Origin of the sequence: Amycolatopsis acidiphila (assembly GCF_021391495.1) — a bacterium.
In the GTDB taxonomy this organism is placed as follows: Bacteria; Actinomycetota; Actinomycetes; order Mycobacteriales; family Pseudonocardiaceae; genus Amycolatopsis_E; species Amycolatopsis_E acidiphila.
On sequence record NZ_CP090063.1, the window covers coordinates 7,076,796 to 7,091,158 of the forward strand.

Annotated in this window: 10 protein-coding genes; 6 read left to right on the plus strand and 4 right to left on the minus strand. The window is 63.6% G+C overall.

Going from position 1 to position 14,363, the window contains the following annotated elements; genetic code table 11:
• Positions 1-24: 24 nt before the first annotated feature.
• The 4 genes from LWP59_RS34575 to LWP59_RS34585 all read right to left on the minus strand — a co-directional run bounded on the left by LWP59_RS34575 (position 25) and on the right by LWP59_RS34585 (position 4,082).
• Positions 25-894, minus strand: a complete 870-nt coding sequence (locus tag LWP59_RS34575; RefSeq protein WP_144643308.1) for an ETEC_3214 domain-containing protein — start codon at positions 892-894, stop codon at positions 25-27.
• Positions 895-1,052: 158 nt separating this feature from the next.
• The gene (locus LWP59_RS34580) at positions 1,053-2,099 is read right to left on the minus strand and encodes a hypothetical protein (protein WP_144643307.1); all 1,047 of its coding nucleotides are present in this window, start codon (positions 2,097-2,099) and stop codon (positions 1,053-1,055) included.
• Between the two features lie 55 nt (positions 2,100-2,154).
• The gene (locus LWP59_RS41290; protein ID WP_144643306.1) at positions 2,155-2,817 is read right to left on the minus strand and encodes an NPCBM/NEW2 domain-containing protein; all 663 of its coding nucleotides are present in this window, start codon (positions 2,815-2,817) and stop codon (positions 2,155-2,157) included.
• Between the two features lie 149 nt (positions 2,818-2,966).
• Positions 2,967-4,082: a hypothetical protein gene (locus LWP59_RS34585; protein ID WP_186383476.1), complete on the minus strand. Its 1,116-nt coding sequence runs from the start codon at positions 4,080-4,082 to the stop codon at positions 2,967-2,969.
• Here LWP59_RS34585 and LWP59_RS34590 point away from each other — a divergent pair.
• The 6 genes from LWP59_RS34590 (at position 4,077) to LWP59_RS34610 (ending at position 14,179) form a co-directional block, all read left to right on the plus strand.
• Entirely contained in the window at positions 4,077-4,679 is a 603-nt protein-coding gene (locus LWP59_RS34590; RefSeq protein ID WP_233459072.1) for an IS3 family transposase, read from the plus strand. The genes LWP59_RS34585 and LWP59_RS34590 overlap by 6 nt on opposite strands.
• 78 nt (positions 4,680-4,757) lie before the next feature.
• Positions 4,758-6,017: an IS701 family transposase gene (locus tag LWP59_RS34595; protein ID WP_233921948.1), complete on the plus strand. Its 1,260-nt coding sequence runs from the start codon at positions 4,758-4,760 to the stop codon at positions 6,015-6,017.
• A 36-nt stretch (positions 6,018-6,053) separates the two neighbouring features.
• Entirely contained in the window at positions 6,054-6,209 is a 156-nt protein-coding gene (locus LWP59_RS41295) for an IS3 family transposase (RefSeq protein WP_407653019.1), read from the plus strand.
• A complete protein-coding gene (locus LWP59_RS34600; protein WP_267903854.1) occupies positions 6,154-7,485 on the plus strand; it encodes a zinc ribbon domain-containing protein in 1,332 nt (443 codons plus the stop codon). Before LWP59_RS41295 ends, LWP59_RS34600 begins: the two co-directional genes overlap by 56 nt.
• Positions 7,486-7,808: 323 nt before the next feature.
• The gene (locus tag LWP59_RS34605; RefSeq protein WP_144645875.1) at positions 7,809-8,540 is read left to right on the plus strand and encodes a thioesterase II family protein; all 732 of its coding nucleotides are present in this window, start codon (positions 7,809-7,811) and stop codon (positions 8,538-8,540) included.
• Complete coding sequence (locus LWP59_RS34610; RefSeq protein WP_144645877.1) at positions 8,537-14,179, plus strand: type I polyketide synthase; 5,643 nt, start codon at positions 8,537-8,539, stop codon at positions 14,177-14,179. Before LWP59_RS34605 ends, LWP59_RS34610 begins: the two co-directional genes overlap by 4 nt.
• Positions 14,180-14,363 lie beyond the last annotated feature (184 nt).

The window sequence follows — 14,363 nt, forward strand, 5'->3', positions numbered from 1 at the left end:
CCGCGGTTGCTTTGGTGTGACGAGTTAGTCAATAGACGTTTTTCCGAGAGCACGCCAAAACTGGAGCTTTCGAAGCAATGCGTCCCAGAATGATTGACGCTGCGGCCGTCGTTCTACCGCTTCCATTCGCGGCCCGAAACCGTGGCCATTCAGCCTGGCGCGTGTTAGGTCACTAACGGTTATAGTATTTATGGCGGTTTGCCTTCGGGCGTCGTGGACGATTCTTTTTTGTTCTTCACTTAGCGTAGCTTCCCAGTCGAGATGCAACTTCTGGGCCTCATCATCCGCAGGGATATTTATTGGGATGGCCGTCAATCTGCCAATGCCCATCATGCTGTGGCTGCATATCCAGTCCATGTACTTTCCCGGACGACCAAAGCTGCGGTTCTCGCCATACTCATAGAATGACGCACCTCGCGTTAAGTAGATTTCACTAGGTTGATCCGGAAGGCCTGAAAATGTTGTCTTACCGAGCTTCACAGGGAAAGCACTCGAACTGCCGACGAACCCAAGAAAAAAACGCGGCTTGAACCGCTTGCTGCATGCGGTAAGCGAGTAGCGGCGGATCGATTCATCTTTGCCGACGAGTATCTGCACGTATCCGTCACCGGCGAGCGGCCAGACGTATTCCGTGAACTCCTCTTGAGCTTCGTCTGAAAACGTGTTCTTGTACGCGGCAGTACCGAATAGCTCAAAGGCGTGCTTAATCTGGAGACCAAGACTCAACTGGCCGTATAGCTTGATCCAGCGCCGCCGCCGGCCAAACGACTTCCGCCACGCTTCGAGCACTGTTTTTGATATAGCCAAGGCAGCGACGACTGAACCTGCGTTCTTCAGCATGGGGCCACCCGCGTTGACGGTCGCATCCCAGATAGCCGGTATATCAACAGTCACTCTGCCAGTATCCGCTAGCTCGCTCCTTCGTGCTACCTCAAATTCAAAATTGTCGACGTGCCAGGTCGGCAAACCTCCACACGGTTACCAGACCTCGTTGTACCCGCCGCATTAGCGGCCTGGCTGTTTGCCGAACTGGAGTGCCGTTACGTCTCCGGCTAATTGAAGATTACCGAGCGGGCACAGGCGACCTGCTCAAGCTCATGGCGTACTTCCTCAGGAACCGTCTCCGTGACCACGCCAGCACTACCGGCAACAGCCCCGTCATTTAATGTGACTTCGGCGACGCGGAGGGAATCTACCTGGGATGCGTTACCTGCTAAGCAGATCGCGGCAGCCACCCAGACGTCACCGGTCGCTTCCCCTGGGAACGGGTTCTTCTTTCCCAGGTCCCAGCTGACCGCGAAGTTTGGACGAGCGTCGGATTGCCCGGGTTGGACGTAGCTTCCCTCAGGGTGTTCCTTCAACGCGACGGCGTAGCCCACCAAATAGGCTCCCGGGGCGGCCGCCGTCAGCGGGATTGATCCCCCGGGGTCGCGGTCTCCAAGCTCGACCTTCGCAACTGGCGGCGCGAAGGGAAGCCCGTGGCCCTCGCACGACGCATCAGGTTTCCCGAGTGGCCCTTCACCACCTTGGAAGCCCACGAACGCAGCTGGCACATAACGATCTGGCAGCCCGTGCACAATGAGCCAGCGAATATCCGGGAAGTGCGGTTCAAGCGTGATGTCCTGCTGTGGTTCGCCCAGGCAGTAGCCGTCGATGCCGATGGTGCAGGACGCCGGGAAGTGATCGTTCTGTTTGAACTGCCGACCGGGTCCACTCCGCGAATTGGCGCCTTGCTCGGTGGTCTGGGCGTAAAACGCGGCGCCCTCCAGAGGGGCATTAGCACACGCTGCTGCTGCGGCGCCCCGCGGCGTCTCCGGGAAGAAGTACTGGGCGGTCGCGAATGCTCCCGTGCCGACCGCGACGAAACTCGCCAGAAGGGTAATCGCGCCCTGTGGCTGCGCGGGCTTTCTGGTCGCCCCACGGTAGAGCAAGGCAGCACCGCCGACAGCCGTTGCGGCCATGAACGCGTTGATGTTGCCGATACCCCCAGCGTAGATCTGGCCATCATGGAACCACACGAGCCGTACAACTGGCGGTGCGATGATCAGCACTATTCCGAGGATGATAAAGAACCAGTTTCTTTTTCGCTCTTCGCTCACGCGACTGCTCCTAGCTCAGCTCGCGGCAGGGGCACGTCTTCTGCCATACATGCGCTTACCTGACGAACCGGGCGTCACACCAGCACGGGTACTCGGCGTTCGTACCACTACTAACGGTCAACTTCACACGGCTGGTACCCGTAACACTGACATCGAACGATACGCTAGCTGGCCATTCCACTTTTTCCGGCGGCCGCAACACTGAACCCGTAGACGAGTAGATGGCGAAGTACACGAGCCCGTCGATCGTTGCGTCGTGGCGAGTATCGTCAGTCAGTCCAAAGGTTCCGGTGAACCTTGTGTAGCCGGATGGGATGTTGACCTCAACATCGTACGTGCAGTTGCTACAGTTCGTGAACCGATAGGAGTAACTGGACGGGTAGTCCTGATTCCCAATTGTGGCAGCACCACGTCGGGGCGAAGAGGGTTGACGAATGAAGTTTCTATCAGGAAGGTTACTCAGAAACAACGCATCTGAACCAGCCACCACTGGGCCTTGCGTGTCAGAGGGTGTCACGGATGTCGGCAAAGAGGAAGAGGTACTCAATGTTGGCGATCCGGGAGCCGCGGTGCCCTTATCCGGTTCCGATTTAATGTGAGCGGCCCAGATCACACCTCCTGCTGATATCAACCCCACCACGATGGCGATCGACCAACCGATAACGTGATGGCGAGTGATTTTCCCGCTACTGTCGTTGTTCTGTGGAACGTTTGCCACCTAGTACCGCCGTCTCAAAAGGTGGGGACGAGGACAAGATCCTACCGTAGCTAAGCGCTCACCGAGAAGTACAGCGCGACTGTTTCTCCACTGCTTAACTCCGGACCTGGACCTCTGCCCCATCACGACGGCGATGATCTTTTTGGCCTTTAGGCCAACTCGTCGTCGAGCACCCACACGAAGGCAACACCGGCTCTTGGAAAGACTTGTCCGTCGAACCGCACGTCGATGGTCTTCGCTGGTACCGCCGCTGGCGACTGATCCAGGTAGGAGCTATCGGGGCTCGCGAAGTAGTCGAGCACGCTCACGTAGCTGATCGGTACCGCTGTGTAATCGAACCGGACATGGAAGCCGCGGGCTGGACGCGGCAGGTCGAGGTACAGGAGATGGCCGTGGCGCTGCACGAGCGCCCGGTAGGTGAAGGAGACCGTCACCTCGTCCTCGGGCTCGACCTTGCCGAGGTTCACGGCGTAGATCTGCGAGCCGCGCCGTTCGGACCGCCGGATCGTTCGCGGCTTGCCGTCAACACTGAACTCCAGCAGCTCGAAGGCCGCCTGATCGCCAGCGTCAAGCCCTGTGGTGGGATCGAAGTGCCAGACCGAGGCCACCGTCGGGTCGCGTGACAGCGCTCGGTACTCAGCCGCCTCCGCGACACAGGCAAAGCGCATTGTGCTGTTGGCTGGCCGTAGCCGATACTCCCAGCGGACAGTGGCGACAAACATCGAGCCTTTGCCAGTCACGGGGCCAGCAGTCCACGGTGCCAGCGATACCGCGACGTCCACGTTGCGCCAGCGTTCGGGTGAGCGGATGACCTGATCTCGCAGGTTCGCGTACGCCTCGCTCGCCAAGTGCTGATCACCGAGCCGCATACCGAGCGCATTGGTAGCGATACGGTCAAGCGCGTCATCCGAGGCGATGTTCCGCAGCGCCTCTGGCCGAAAGGCGAAGCTGTCGAGCACAGCGTCGCGGATGGCCGGCGCTTCGTGGCGGATAGCCCGCCGTAGGTGCTCGTCAGTACGCTCGTCCGCTTCCCTCCGGGCGTAGTACTCGAAGATGACAGCAACAACACCCGCACTGAGCAGCGTGGTACCGATCTCGTCCAGGGGCCAACCAACCAGCCAGTGCCAGGTCGGCGAGGACGGTGCCGCCCCTGCCGCGGCCAGCACCCCGACGCCGAGCACAGCGGTCACCAGCCCGGCAAAACGGAGCTTAGTCTTGTAGAGACGGCGGTCGCGGAGGCGTTCGAGGCCGCGCACGGCCTGCACGGATCACCGCGGATACTCATCGATTTACGTGCTGTCGGCTGGACGGTGAGCGAGAAATCGGTGGCCAAGTCGATGGCCCGCCAGGGATTGGTCGCACGTCCCAAGAAGCGGCGGAAGAACCTGACCCGGCCGGATAAACGGGCGGTGCCATTCCCGGATCTGGTGCAACGGGACTTCACCGCGCCGGAGCCGAACCGGAGATGGGTCGGCGATATGACCGAAGTGCCAACCGACGAGGGTAAACTCTACCTCTCGACGGCGATAGATCTGTTCTCCCGTCGGCTGCTCGGCTACGCCACCAGCATCCACCCGGACGCCGAACTCGCAGGTGAGACTATCAAGATGGCCGTCGCGGCTCGCGGCGGGAAGGGCCGGATCGCGGGGGTAGTCTTCCACTCCGACCGTGGGTCGACCTACACCGCACACGATTTCGCCGTGCTCTGCGACAAGCTTGGCATTCGGCAATCGATGGGCCGCACCGGATCGTGTTTCGATAACGCCGCGGCCGAGTCGTTCTTCTCCACCCTAGTACTCCAGCCGGACTTCGTGATCGGTGCTGGTGAGGGGGTGTCGGAGATGGGTGCGGCCGCCAGTTGATCATGGTCGGTTGTGTGGACTTCCCAAGATCGGCTGGCGGCCGCGGGCCCCAGCATAAACCCTGCTCGCTGGCAGGCGATGTTCGATGAGCTGACCGCGCGGATCGCGGGCCGTTTCAGCCGGGTCGAGCCCCGTCGTCGGGCGGAGAAACTGTTGCTGGGTCTGGTGTCTGAGCTGCCGCGGAAGAACTGTTGGACCATCGCCGAGCATGTCGGAGACGCGACACCAGACGGCCTGCAGCACCTGCTCGCGCGGGCGGTGTGGGATGCCGACGCGGTGCGTGACGACCTGCGCGACTACGTCTGCGACCACCTCGGCAGCCAGAACGCAGTCCTGATCGTCGATGAGACCGGAGACTTGAAGAAGGGCACGCGCACCGTTGGGGTGCAACGTCAATACACCGGAACCGCCGGTCGGATCGAGAACTCGCAGGTCGCGGTGTATCTGACGTATGCCACGACGGCCGGGCACGCGTTTATCGACCGGGCCTTGTATCTGCCGAAGTCCTGGACGAGCGACCGCGAACGCTGCGCCGCGGCTGGGATCAGCGAGAACATGCAGTTCGCGACCAAACCCGCCCTGGCCACCACCATGATCACCCGAGCCCTCGATGCCGGAGTTGATGCGCCGTGGGTGACCGGCGACGAGGTCTACGGCGCCGACCCCACGCTGCGCGCGGAACTGGAGCGCCGTGGCGTCGGCTATGTGCTGGCCATCGGATGCGACCGCCGCGTCACTACCGGAGCGGGGACGTTCCGCCCGGACGAGTTGGCCACCCGACTACCGAAACATGTGTGGCAACGCCTGTCGGCCGGTACCGGGGCGAAGGGACACCGCTTCTACGACTGGGCTTTGGTCGACATTGATCAGGATGCCGAGGTGGGCGGGCATCGGTGGCTGCTGATCCGACGCAACCGCCGCACCAGAGAGTTGGCGTTCTACCGCTGCTACGCGCCCACCCCCGTCGCGTTGCCCGTTCTGGTTCGCGTGGCTGGAACCCGCTGGCGTGTCGAAGAATCCTTTCAAACCGGCAAAGGTCTGGCAGGCCTGGACCAGCACCAGGTCCGCCGCTGGCTCTCATGGCATCGCTGGACCGTTCTGGCGATGCTCGCGCACGCGTTCCTCACCGTCCTCGCCGCGACCGAACCCACCCAGACACCAACATCCACCCGCTGGATTTCCTTGACCTGCAACGAAGTCCAACACCTGTTCGCCACGATCACCACCACGCTGATCACAGGCACCACGCACCACCTACGCTTCTCAGCCTGGCGCCGACAGCATCAACACCGAGCCCGACAGGCCCACTACCAGCGGCAATCCACCCGAGAACCATAAACATCACGATCTACGGCTGGAGTACTAGAACACGAAGTGCTTTCCCGTCATCACTTCAAGACTCGGAAAGAAGCACAACAGACTATTGTGGAATGGGTCGTCGACTTCTACAATCAACGACGTCGCCACAGTTCCTGTGGCATGCAATCCCCGATCGACTACGAGACCGCTGCGGCCAACCGAGCCGCATAGAGGAGTCCTCCACGGTTCGGGGGGAAGCTCACACTACCTCAAGGGACTGTTGTGGTGCACGCGCTGTAAACACCGGCTGGTCATCACCTTCGTCCGAGGCCGCCACGGTGGCGAGTACTACTACTTCTACTGCCGCGGCCGACAAGACGGGCTGTGTGACCTGCCAGGTATCCCCGTGGAGGTGGCTGAGGCTGCCGTAGAGGCCCACTACGCGGCAGTGCTGGCCATACCGGCCGAGTGGCTGGCTGAGGTACCTGCAGGCATCGACGAGGCGGTGAACGCCAACGTCCAACTTACCGACGAGCTACGCGAGCAGTACGCCGTGCGCCTGGCAACGCTGGAGCGCAAAGAGGACTACTTCTTAGACTTGGCGGCCGAGGAAGGCTGGCCGAAAGACCGGCTCCGCGCCAGGCTCGACGGCCTGCGAGCGGAGCGTCGCGAGATCACAAACACGCTCGAACGAGCTGCCACCAAGCTCGACCACGGCCGCACGATCTTCTACCGGGCGCTAGACCTGCTCCGAGAACCGCAAGCGGCGTACCACGCAGGGGACGAAGTAGTACGCGGCATCCTCAACCGGGCGTTCTTCACCCGGCTGTATCTCGACGGCGGCAAGGTCACCAACCAACAGCTCAAAGAGCCGTTCAGCGTCCTGAGCGACTTCTACCTGATCAGGCGCCAAAAAAACAAGAGCGCCGCCCCAGTAACCCGGGACAGCGCTTCCGCCACAGGTAGTGACGGCTCAACCCCTCCAACCTTCCCCTCTGGGGGTCAAGGTTGTGATAAGGCCAGTTACGTGGACCTTGGGGGAACTTACTACAACACGAAACCCCAGGTAGAAGCCCTGGAAACCCTGCTCCGGAAGCTGCCAGACCCCACTGAAATGAGTCCACAACCCATCAACCGTCCCACACCACGGCGGGCACGCCGCCTCACCGCAGACCAGGTCCAGGAACTCATCGCTGGCTATCAAGCCGGAGCGACGGTGTACGAGCTGGGCTACCGCTTCGGCATCGAACGGCGGACGGTCAGCGACATCCTCCATCGGCACGGCGTGCCGAAACGCCGCCGTGGACTCTCTCCACAGCAGGTCGACCATGCAATCCACCTCTACCATCAAGGCTGGTCACTCGCCCGAATCGGAATCCGCATGCAGGTCGCCGCGGACACTGTGCGCAAGCGCCTCCTCGAAGGCGGAGTGACCATGCGTGACGCACACCGACGACCTCCCGCCGAACGGACCAAACCAGGCACCTCACGAGGCGAGTCGGCGTGATCGGCGACCGCCGGTCCCTTGCCGATCATGCGCGCCCAGCCGTGCCGACGCGTTGTGTCCCCAGCCGCGTACACAGCAGCGTCGTCTGTTTCTCAGCAATCGGGTTCGTCGCGCTGAGTAGCCTGTCAGGTCAGACATGTGAAGGACTCTGTCGAATCGGGCGACGTCGGCGAGGTCGTCGCGATGCGTCGCGGCCGTCCGTTACGCCTGCTCCCGTCGATGCTGACCCAATTGAGCGACTTCTCCTTACGCGGCAAGGGATGTCATGATCACATGGCCCATGTTCCACAAAGTGACTCCCATGTTACGGATCGTGAGGATCAATGGCTGGGTGCTGGTTCGACCCCCCTGTCGGCGAGGGTCTTCATTTGTATTGCTTCCCGCACGTCGGCGGGAGCGAGTCGTTGTATGCGGGCTGGCAGGAACGTTTGAGCCTCCAGGTGGTTCCTGTGCTCTTGCCTGGACGCGGACGGCGTGCGGACGATCCGGCGCTGATGTCGGCCGAGGAGATCGCGGTTCCACTGGCCCGCCAGATCGCGATCCACTCGCGACAGCAACGGGAAATCGCATTGTTCGGTCACAGCATGGGAGCACTGCTGGCCTACGTGACCGCGGTGGCGCTGGAGCGAGATCACGGTATGTCTCCGGTACGGCTGTTCGTCGCAGCGGCAGGTGCACCACACCGCCCCAGCCGGTTGAGGCCGGTACGGATGTTGCCTGACGAGGAGCTGCTGGCCGAGGTGCTGGCCGTAGGCGGAACCCCGGATGCAGTGCGGTACGACCAGGAGACGCTGAGGAATGCGGTGCCTGCGTTGCGCGCTGACGCGGCGGTCGTGGAGACCTACCGCCACGACGGACATGTTCTTTCCTGCCCGATCACGGTTTTCCTCGGCGCCGCCGACCCGGTGGTCACTCGGGACAGCGCGCGCCGATGGTCGGAGCTGACCGCGACGCCCGCAACGATCTGCACGCTGCCCGGAGACCACTTTTTCGTCCGTGACCCGCTGGTAGCCGACATGGTTCAGATGGAACTCACAGGGAGCGCGGTGGGATGACCGGCATTGATCATGTGGCAGTCGTGGGGATCAGCTGCCGGTTCGCGAACGCCGACGGTCCGGACGAGTATTGGCGATTGCTGCGGGACGGTGTCGACGTCGTGCGGGAGATTCCCGGGGATCGGTTCCCGATCGATTCCTACTTCGATCCCGACCCCGATGCCGAGGGACGCACCTACAGCCGGTGGGGCGGATTCCTGGACGACCTCGCGGGGTTCGACGCGGCATTCTTCGGCATCTCGCCGCGGGAAGCCGACCGGATGGACCCACAGCAGCGGCACTTGCTGGAAGTCGCTTGGAACGCCTTGAACGACGCCGGCATCGCGCCGGGCACGATCGAAGGGACTCGGACCGGTGTGTTCGTCGGTGGGATCGCGGTCAACTACGCGGACCTCGCGAGCAAGCTGCCCGACCTGAATGTCTACGCGGTGACCGGCACCGCGAGATCAGTATTGGCGGGCAGGTTGTCGTTCGCCCTGGACGCCAGAGGGCCCAGCATCCCGGTGGACACGGCCTGCTCATCGTCCTTGGTGGCTCTGCATCTCGCATATCGCAGTGTTCGGGACGGAGAATCCGAACTGGCCATCGCGGGCGGCACGAACGTGGTGTTACTGCCGGATGAGGGCATCGCCTACTCCCGGGGCCGGATGCTCGCCAGGGACGGGCGGTGCAAGTTCGCCGATGCGTCCGGCGATGGTTTCGTACGCAGCGAGGGCATCGGCGTCGTCGTGCTCAAACCCGTCAGCCGGGCCGTCGCCGACGGCGACCGTATTTACGCGGTGATCATGGGCAGCGCCACCAACAGCGATGGAAAATCCAGCGGCTACCTGCTCACACCGTCCTGCGACGGGCAGGTCGCGATGATGCGCGCTGCGCTCGCTGACGCCGGCCTCGAAGCTCGGCAGCTCGACTACGTCGAGGCCCACGGTACCGGCACAAGCGTCGGAGACGCGGTGGAATTGCGCGCTCTGGCCGAGGTCCTCGGCACGGCGCGGCCCTCGGACCGCCCGTGCCTGGTCGGCTCCAGCAAGACCAACATCGGCCATACCGAAGGCGCCGCCGGCATCGCAGGCCTGATCAAGACCGCGCTGAGCCTGCGGCATCGGCAGATTCCGGCAAGCCTGCACATGAACGAGCCGAACGCCGCCATCGACTGGGACGACGCCAGGCTGGCCGTGCCGACCTTCACCAGACCCTGGCCACATGCTGGTCGCGCGATCGCCGGGGTGAGCGCCTTCGGTATTGCGGGGAGCAACGCACACGTTATCGTCGCCGAGCCGGACACACCCCAGCCCGCGCAACTGCCGGCTGCCGGGTCACTGGTCCTGCCGATCTCCGCCGCAGACCCTGTCGCGTTGAGAGTGCTCACGGGCGACTACGCGAGACTTCTGCGCGACAGCGACCCGGCCGACGTGCCGGGAATCTGTGCCGCGGCCGCACAACGCCGCGACCACTATGCATACCGTATCGCGGCGACAGGTCATGACGCGGAGTCTCTTGCTCAGGCACTGTTGAACACGCCGCAGCCTTCTCATGCCGTCGACGAGGCACCGAAGATCGCCTTCGTCTTCCCAGGCCAAGGTTCGCAGTGGCCGGGAATGGGACGGGATCTCCTGGACAGTGAACCGGTGTTCCGGGACGCCTTGCGGGATTGCGCGGCGGCCATCGCCGAGCACACGAGCTGGTCTTTGCTCGATGTCCTTGCGGGCGACGAGTCCGATGCGTTGTCCAATCTGGATGTTGTGCAGCCAACGCTGTGGGCGATGCAGGTGTCGCTGGCGGCGCTGTGGCGGAGCTGGGGTGTGGAACCGGATGTCGTGATCGGTCACAGCATGGGGGAGGTCGCAGCCGCACATGTCGCAGGTGCACTGGATCTCGCCGACGCTGCCAGGATCATCTGCTTGCGCAGCCGCCTCGCCCAGCAGCTCAGTGGTACCGGAGCGATGGCCGTCCTGGGCCTGCCGCCGTCCGAGGTGGCCCCCCTGCTCGACGGGCAGCTCGCCATTGCCGCTTACAACAGCCCGAACACCACCGTGATATCCGGTCCCGCCGACGAGGTGCAGGCGGTGGTGCACAAGGTCACGGACAACGGCCAGTTCGCGCACCTGGTCCGGGTCGACTTCGCGTCACACAGCCCGCTGATGGATCCGATCCGGGAACAGTTGCTCGAGACTCTCGACGGGATCGCACCGCGGCCGGCTGGGGTGCGCTTCCACTCCACTGTCCACAGTGGTGAACTCGACGGCACAACCATGGACGCCAACTACTGGGCCGACAACCTGCGTCAGCCGGTGCTGTTCGCCGATGCGATCGCCACCGAAGCCCGGCAATGCAGGATTTTTCTGGAAATCAGCCCGCATCCGGTGCTCACCGACGCGATCACCGATTGCGGCGCGGCCAGGACAACGAGCTCACTGACGCGTGGTGAGCCAGGTCAGGCGACCCTGCACGCCCGTTTGGCGCAGCTGTACGAGGACGGAGCGACGATCGACTGGCGCGGGGTGCTCGGGAGGCGTGCTCCGCACCATGACCTGCCGTGCTACCCGTGGCAGCACAAGCCGTACTGGCTGCCAGACACCCCTGTGGCCGACATCGCCAAGGCCACTGGCTCACCTGGTTATCTGGTCGAACACCGCGTCCAGGGCACCTCGATCTTGCCGGGCATGGTCACTGTCGATCTCGCCCTGCAAGCGGCGCATCGCGAGCTCGGGAATCCGTTCGAACTCTCCGACATCCGGTTCCACGCGCCGCTGACATTGACTGACATCCCGCCTCGGCTGCGGACCGAGCTAGAAGACGGGAAGTTCAGCGTGCACGGCCAGGACACCGACGGAACCTGGATCACCCTCACCACCGGCAAGGTCCAGCCTGCCACAACCTACCCGCCGCCCGCCCTCGACCTCGAAGCCTGGAGTGCCCGCTGCACCGCGCAGCTCAACGTCGATGCGTTCTACGCGGAACACCAGGCGCAGGGCAACGATTGGGGCCCGTCCTTCCAGCGGATCACCGAATTGCGCGGTAATGACAGCGAAATGCTCGCGATGCTCGACCTTCCTTCACATCTGCGCAACGATGCGGACGCCCACCTGTTCCATCCGGCGTTGCTCGACGCATGCGGTCAGGTGGCCGCCGCATCCGTTCGCGGTCCGTTCGTCGGCGAATCAATCGAACGAGTCCGCTGGTATGGGAGCCCCGGGCCCTCGGTCATCGCTCATCTTGACGGTAGACACGACGACGGCATGTCCTTTGGAGGCAACCTGGTGATCGCCTCCCCACAAGGCGAGCCACTCATGGAGATCACCGGACTTCGTTCGCGGCTCCTCAACGGGAAACCGCGCGTCGAAGAGAACGACTGGCTGCACGAAGTACGGTGGCGACCGCTGTCGGCCGCCCGGATTCGTCGGGGACGACGGGCGCCGCGGTGGCTGGTCGTCGGTGATGATCCCACAATATGCGACCGGCTTCCCGGGGCGGTCGACACCGAACTCGGTGCCACGACTGACGACCTGGGGGTGATCTTCACGACGGGCGGCGAACATTCGTGCCGCGACCTCGTGCAATTGGTGAAGTCGCTGGTGGCGCGAGAAGGTGCGACCCGCCTGTGGATCGTCACCCGCGGCAGCCAGTCCGTGCTCGAATCCGATTCCGTGCCCACACCGGAGGCAGCCACGCTCTGGGGGCTGCTCAGGACGATATCGGTGGAGCATCCTGCCCTCGGCGCTACTGCGGTCGACCTGCCAGAACAGCCTACGGAGGCTGATCTCCGCGCACTGACGGACGAACTGGCGTTGCCCGCCGGTGAGTACCAGGTCGCGCTGAGGGGTGGACGACGTTTTGCCGCCCGCCTGGTGGCGTCCTCACCGCGTCCCGCTGCTGCCCGGCAACCCGGTGAAGATCAGGTGCTGATCGCCGTGACGACCGCGAGCGACGATCCTGGGCTGTGGAGTTGCGTGGGCATCGTCACTGATGTGGGACCGGGAGTGCGTACATTCGCGCGAGGCGACCAGGTCCTCGCTTTGGGAGCCAGTCGCACCGGGTCGTCCGCACTGGCAGAAGCTGCGCTCACCGTGCCGATGCCGCGCGCCTTCACTCCTGCTGAAGCAGTCACCCTTATGCACGCCTACGTGCCCGTTCTGCATGGTTTGCGGGACCTAGCACGGCTGGGAGCAAATGAAACGGTTTTGGTCCATCCCGCAACCGGGCCCCAGGCAGCCGCCGCGATACACGTTGCACGCATGCTCGGCGCGACGGCGATGGCGGAACGTGCGGGCATCGCAGAGGAACGAGCCCTGCTCGACTGGGCGGGAATCCCCGAACCTTCCGATCGTCCGGACGTCGTCCTCACCACAACGAGCGCCCCGGTGCCGGATGGAGGCCGTTGCGTGCAGATTGGCGGGCAGGCACCGACCCCATTACCGCCCAACGCCTCCTACCACCGTGTGGACGTCTCCGCACTCTCGGTTCGTCAGCTCAGCGGCCTTGTCCATGAGGTGGTCTTGTTGGCGCACCGCGGCGACTTCCCGCCGCTCCCGTTCCGGCAGCACGGCGCGTCCCGGATCACAGTCGGCATCGATCGGCGCGAACCGGCGTATGTGATCACCGGCGGGCTCGGCGACCTCGGCGTCGTGGCCGCCGACCTGCTGATCGAACGCGGCGCGAGACGCCTCGTCCTGATCGGTCGCAGTTCTGTGCCGTCGCATCGGGTGGCAACGCTCGACCGATGGCGCGGCAATGGAATAGACGTGGAGTACCACGCACTCGACATCGCAGACGAACCTGCCCTCCGTGCGCTCCTGGAGCAGCCGATCCGCGGCGTCATACACGCCGCAGGCATCGGCACACACACCCCCGTCACCGATCTGAGCGCAGAGGAGATACAGGAAGTTCTTCACCCGAAACTTCGGGGAGCAGCCGCGCTCCATTGCGTTCTCGCCGACCGCCCGCTGGAATTCTTCGTTCTGTTCTCCTCCGCGGCAGCGGTGTTGCCCTCTCCTCTGCTCGGTGCCTACGCCGCGGCGAACTCCTGGCTTGATGCCCTGGCGCTGCACCGCTGCGCCCACGGCCTACCGACCCTGAGCATCGGCTGGGGCTTCTGGGAAACCGGCATGGCGGTTCGTCTCAACGGACCGGGCCAACTCCGGGTGCCGGCAGGACTCGCCAGCTTCACGCCTGCCCGCGGGGCGGCGATGCTCGGCCAATTGCTCGACCACGGCGTCACTGGCCATGTCGTGGTGACTCCGGCTGACTGGGCGGCTTACGCCAGTGCCTACTCAGATCTCTCCACTCAATGCGTGCTGACGGAGCTTGCGATGCCCACTACACAGGAAGTGTTTGTGCCGCACGCACGCACAGCGCCAACTGTCGAGCACGCGCCATCCGGCGCAGAGGGAGTTCCGCCCGGCGGCACACTCGAAGACAGCGATCGCATCGGCGAACTCGTCGCAAACGTGCTGCGACTTGTTCCCGAGAACATCGACCGTCGCCGCCCGCTCAACAAACTGGGCATGGACTCGCTCATGGCGACTGAGATCCGGACCTGCATCAAGAACGAATACGGAGTCGACATACCGATGCTCACTCTGCTGAAAGGCGCGTCGATCGACGATGTGGCTGCAGCGCTTGCACACTGCCGAACTTGACCGCGGGCGTGTCACTGCAGGTTCGTAGCAGAGGCCGGAACGGTCTCGCGATGAAGACGTCGAAGAGACCCTCGACAGATCAGCATGAGCAAGCGCCGCTGGCGAACAGCAAGATCCTCATCCCCACCTGCGTGATCAACGCAGGTGGGGACAGGGTGGTGACTTCTCCTGACCAAATCCAAGG

Excerpts from the sequence above, each read along its gene's own strand:
- LWP59_RS34605 (WP_144645875.1), top strand. The coding sequence starts at position 7,809 with ATGGCTGGGTGCTGGTTCGACCCCCCTGTCGGCGAGGGTCTTCATTTG.
- LWP59_RS34595 (WP_233921948.1), top strand. The coding sequence starts at position 4,758 with ATGTTCGATGAGCTGACCGCGCGGATCGCGGGCCGTTTCAGCCGGGTC.
- LWP59_RS34610 (WP_144645877.1), top strand. The coding sequence starts at position 8,537 with ATGACCGGCATTGATCATGTGGCAGTCGTGGGGATCAGCTGCCGGTTC.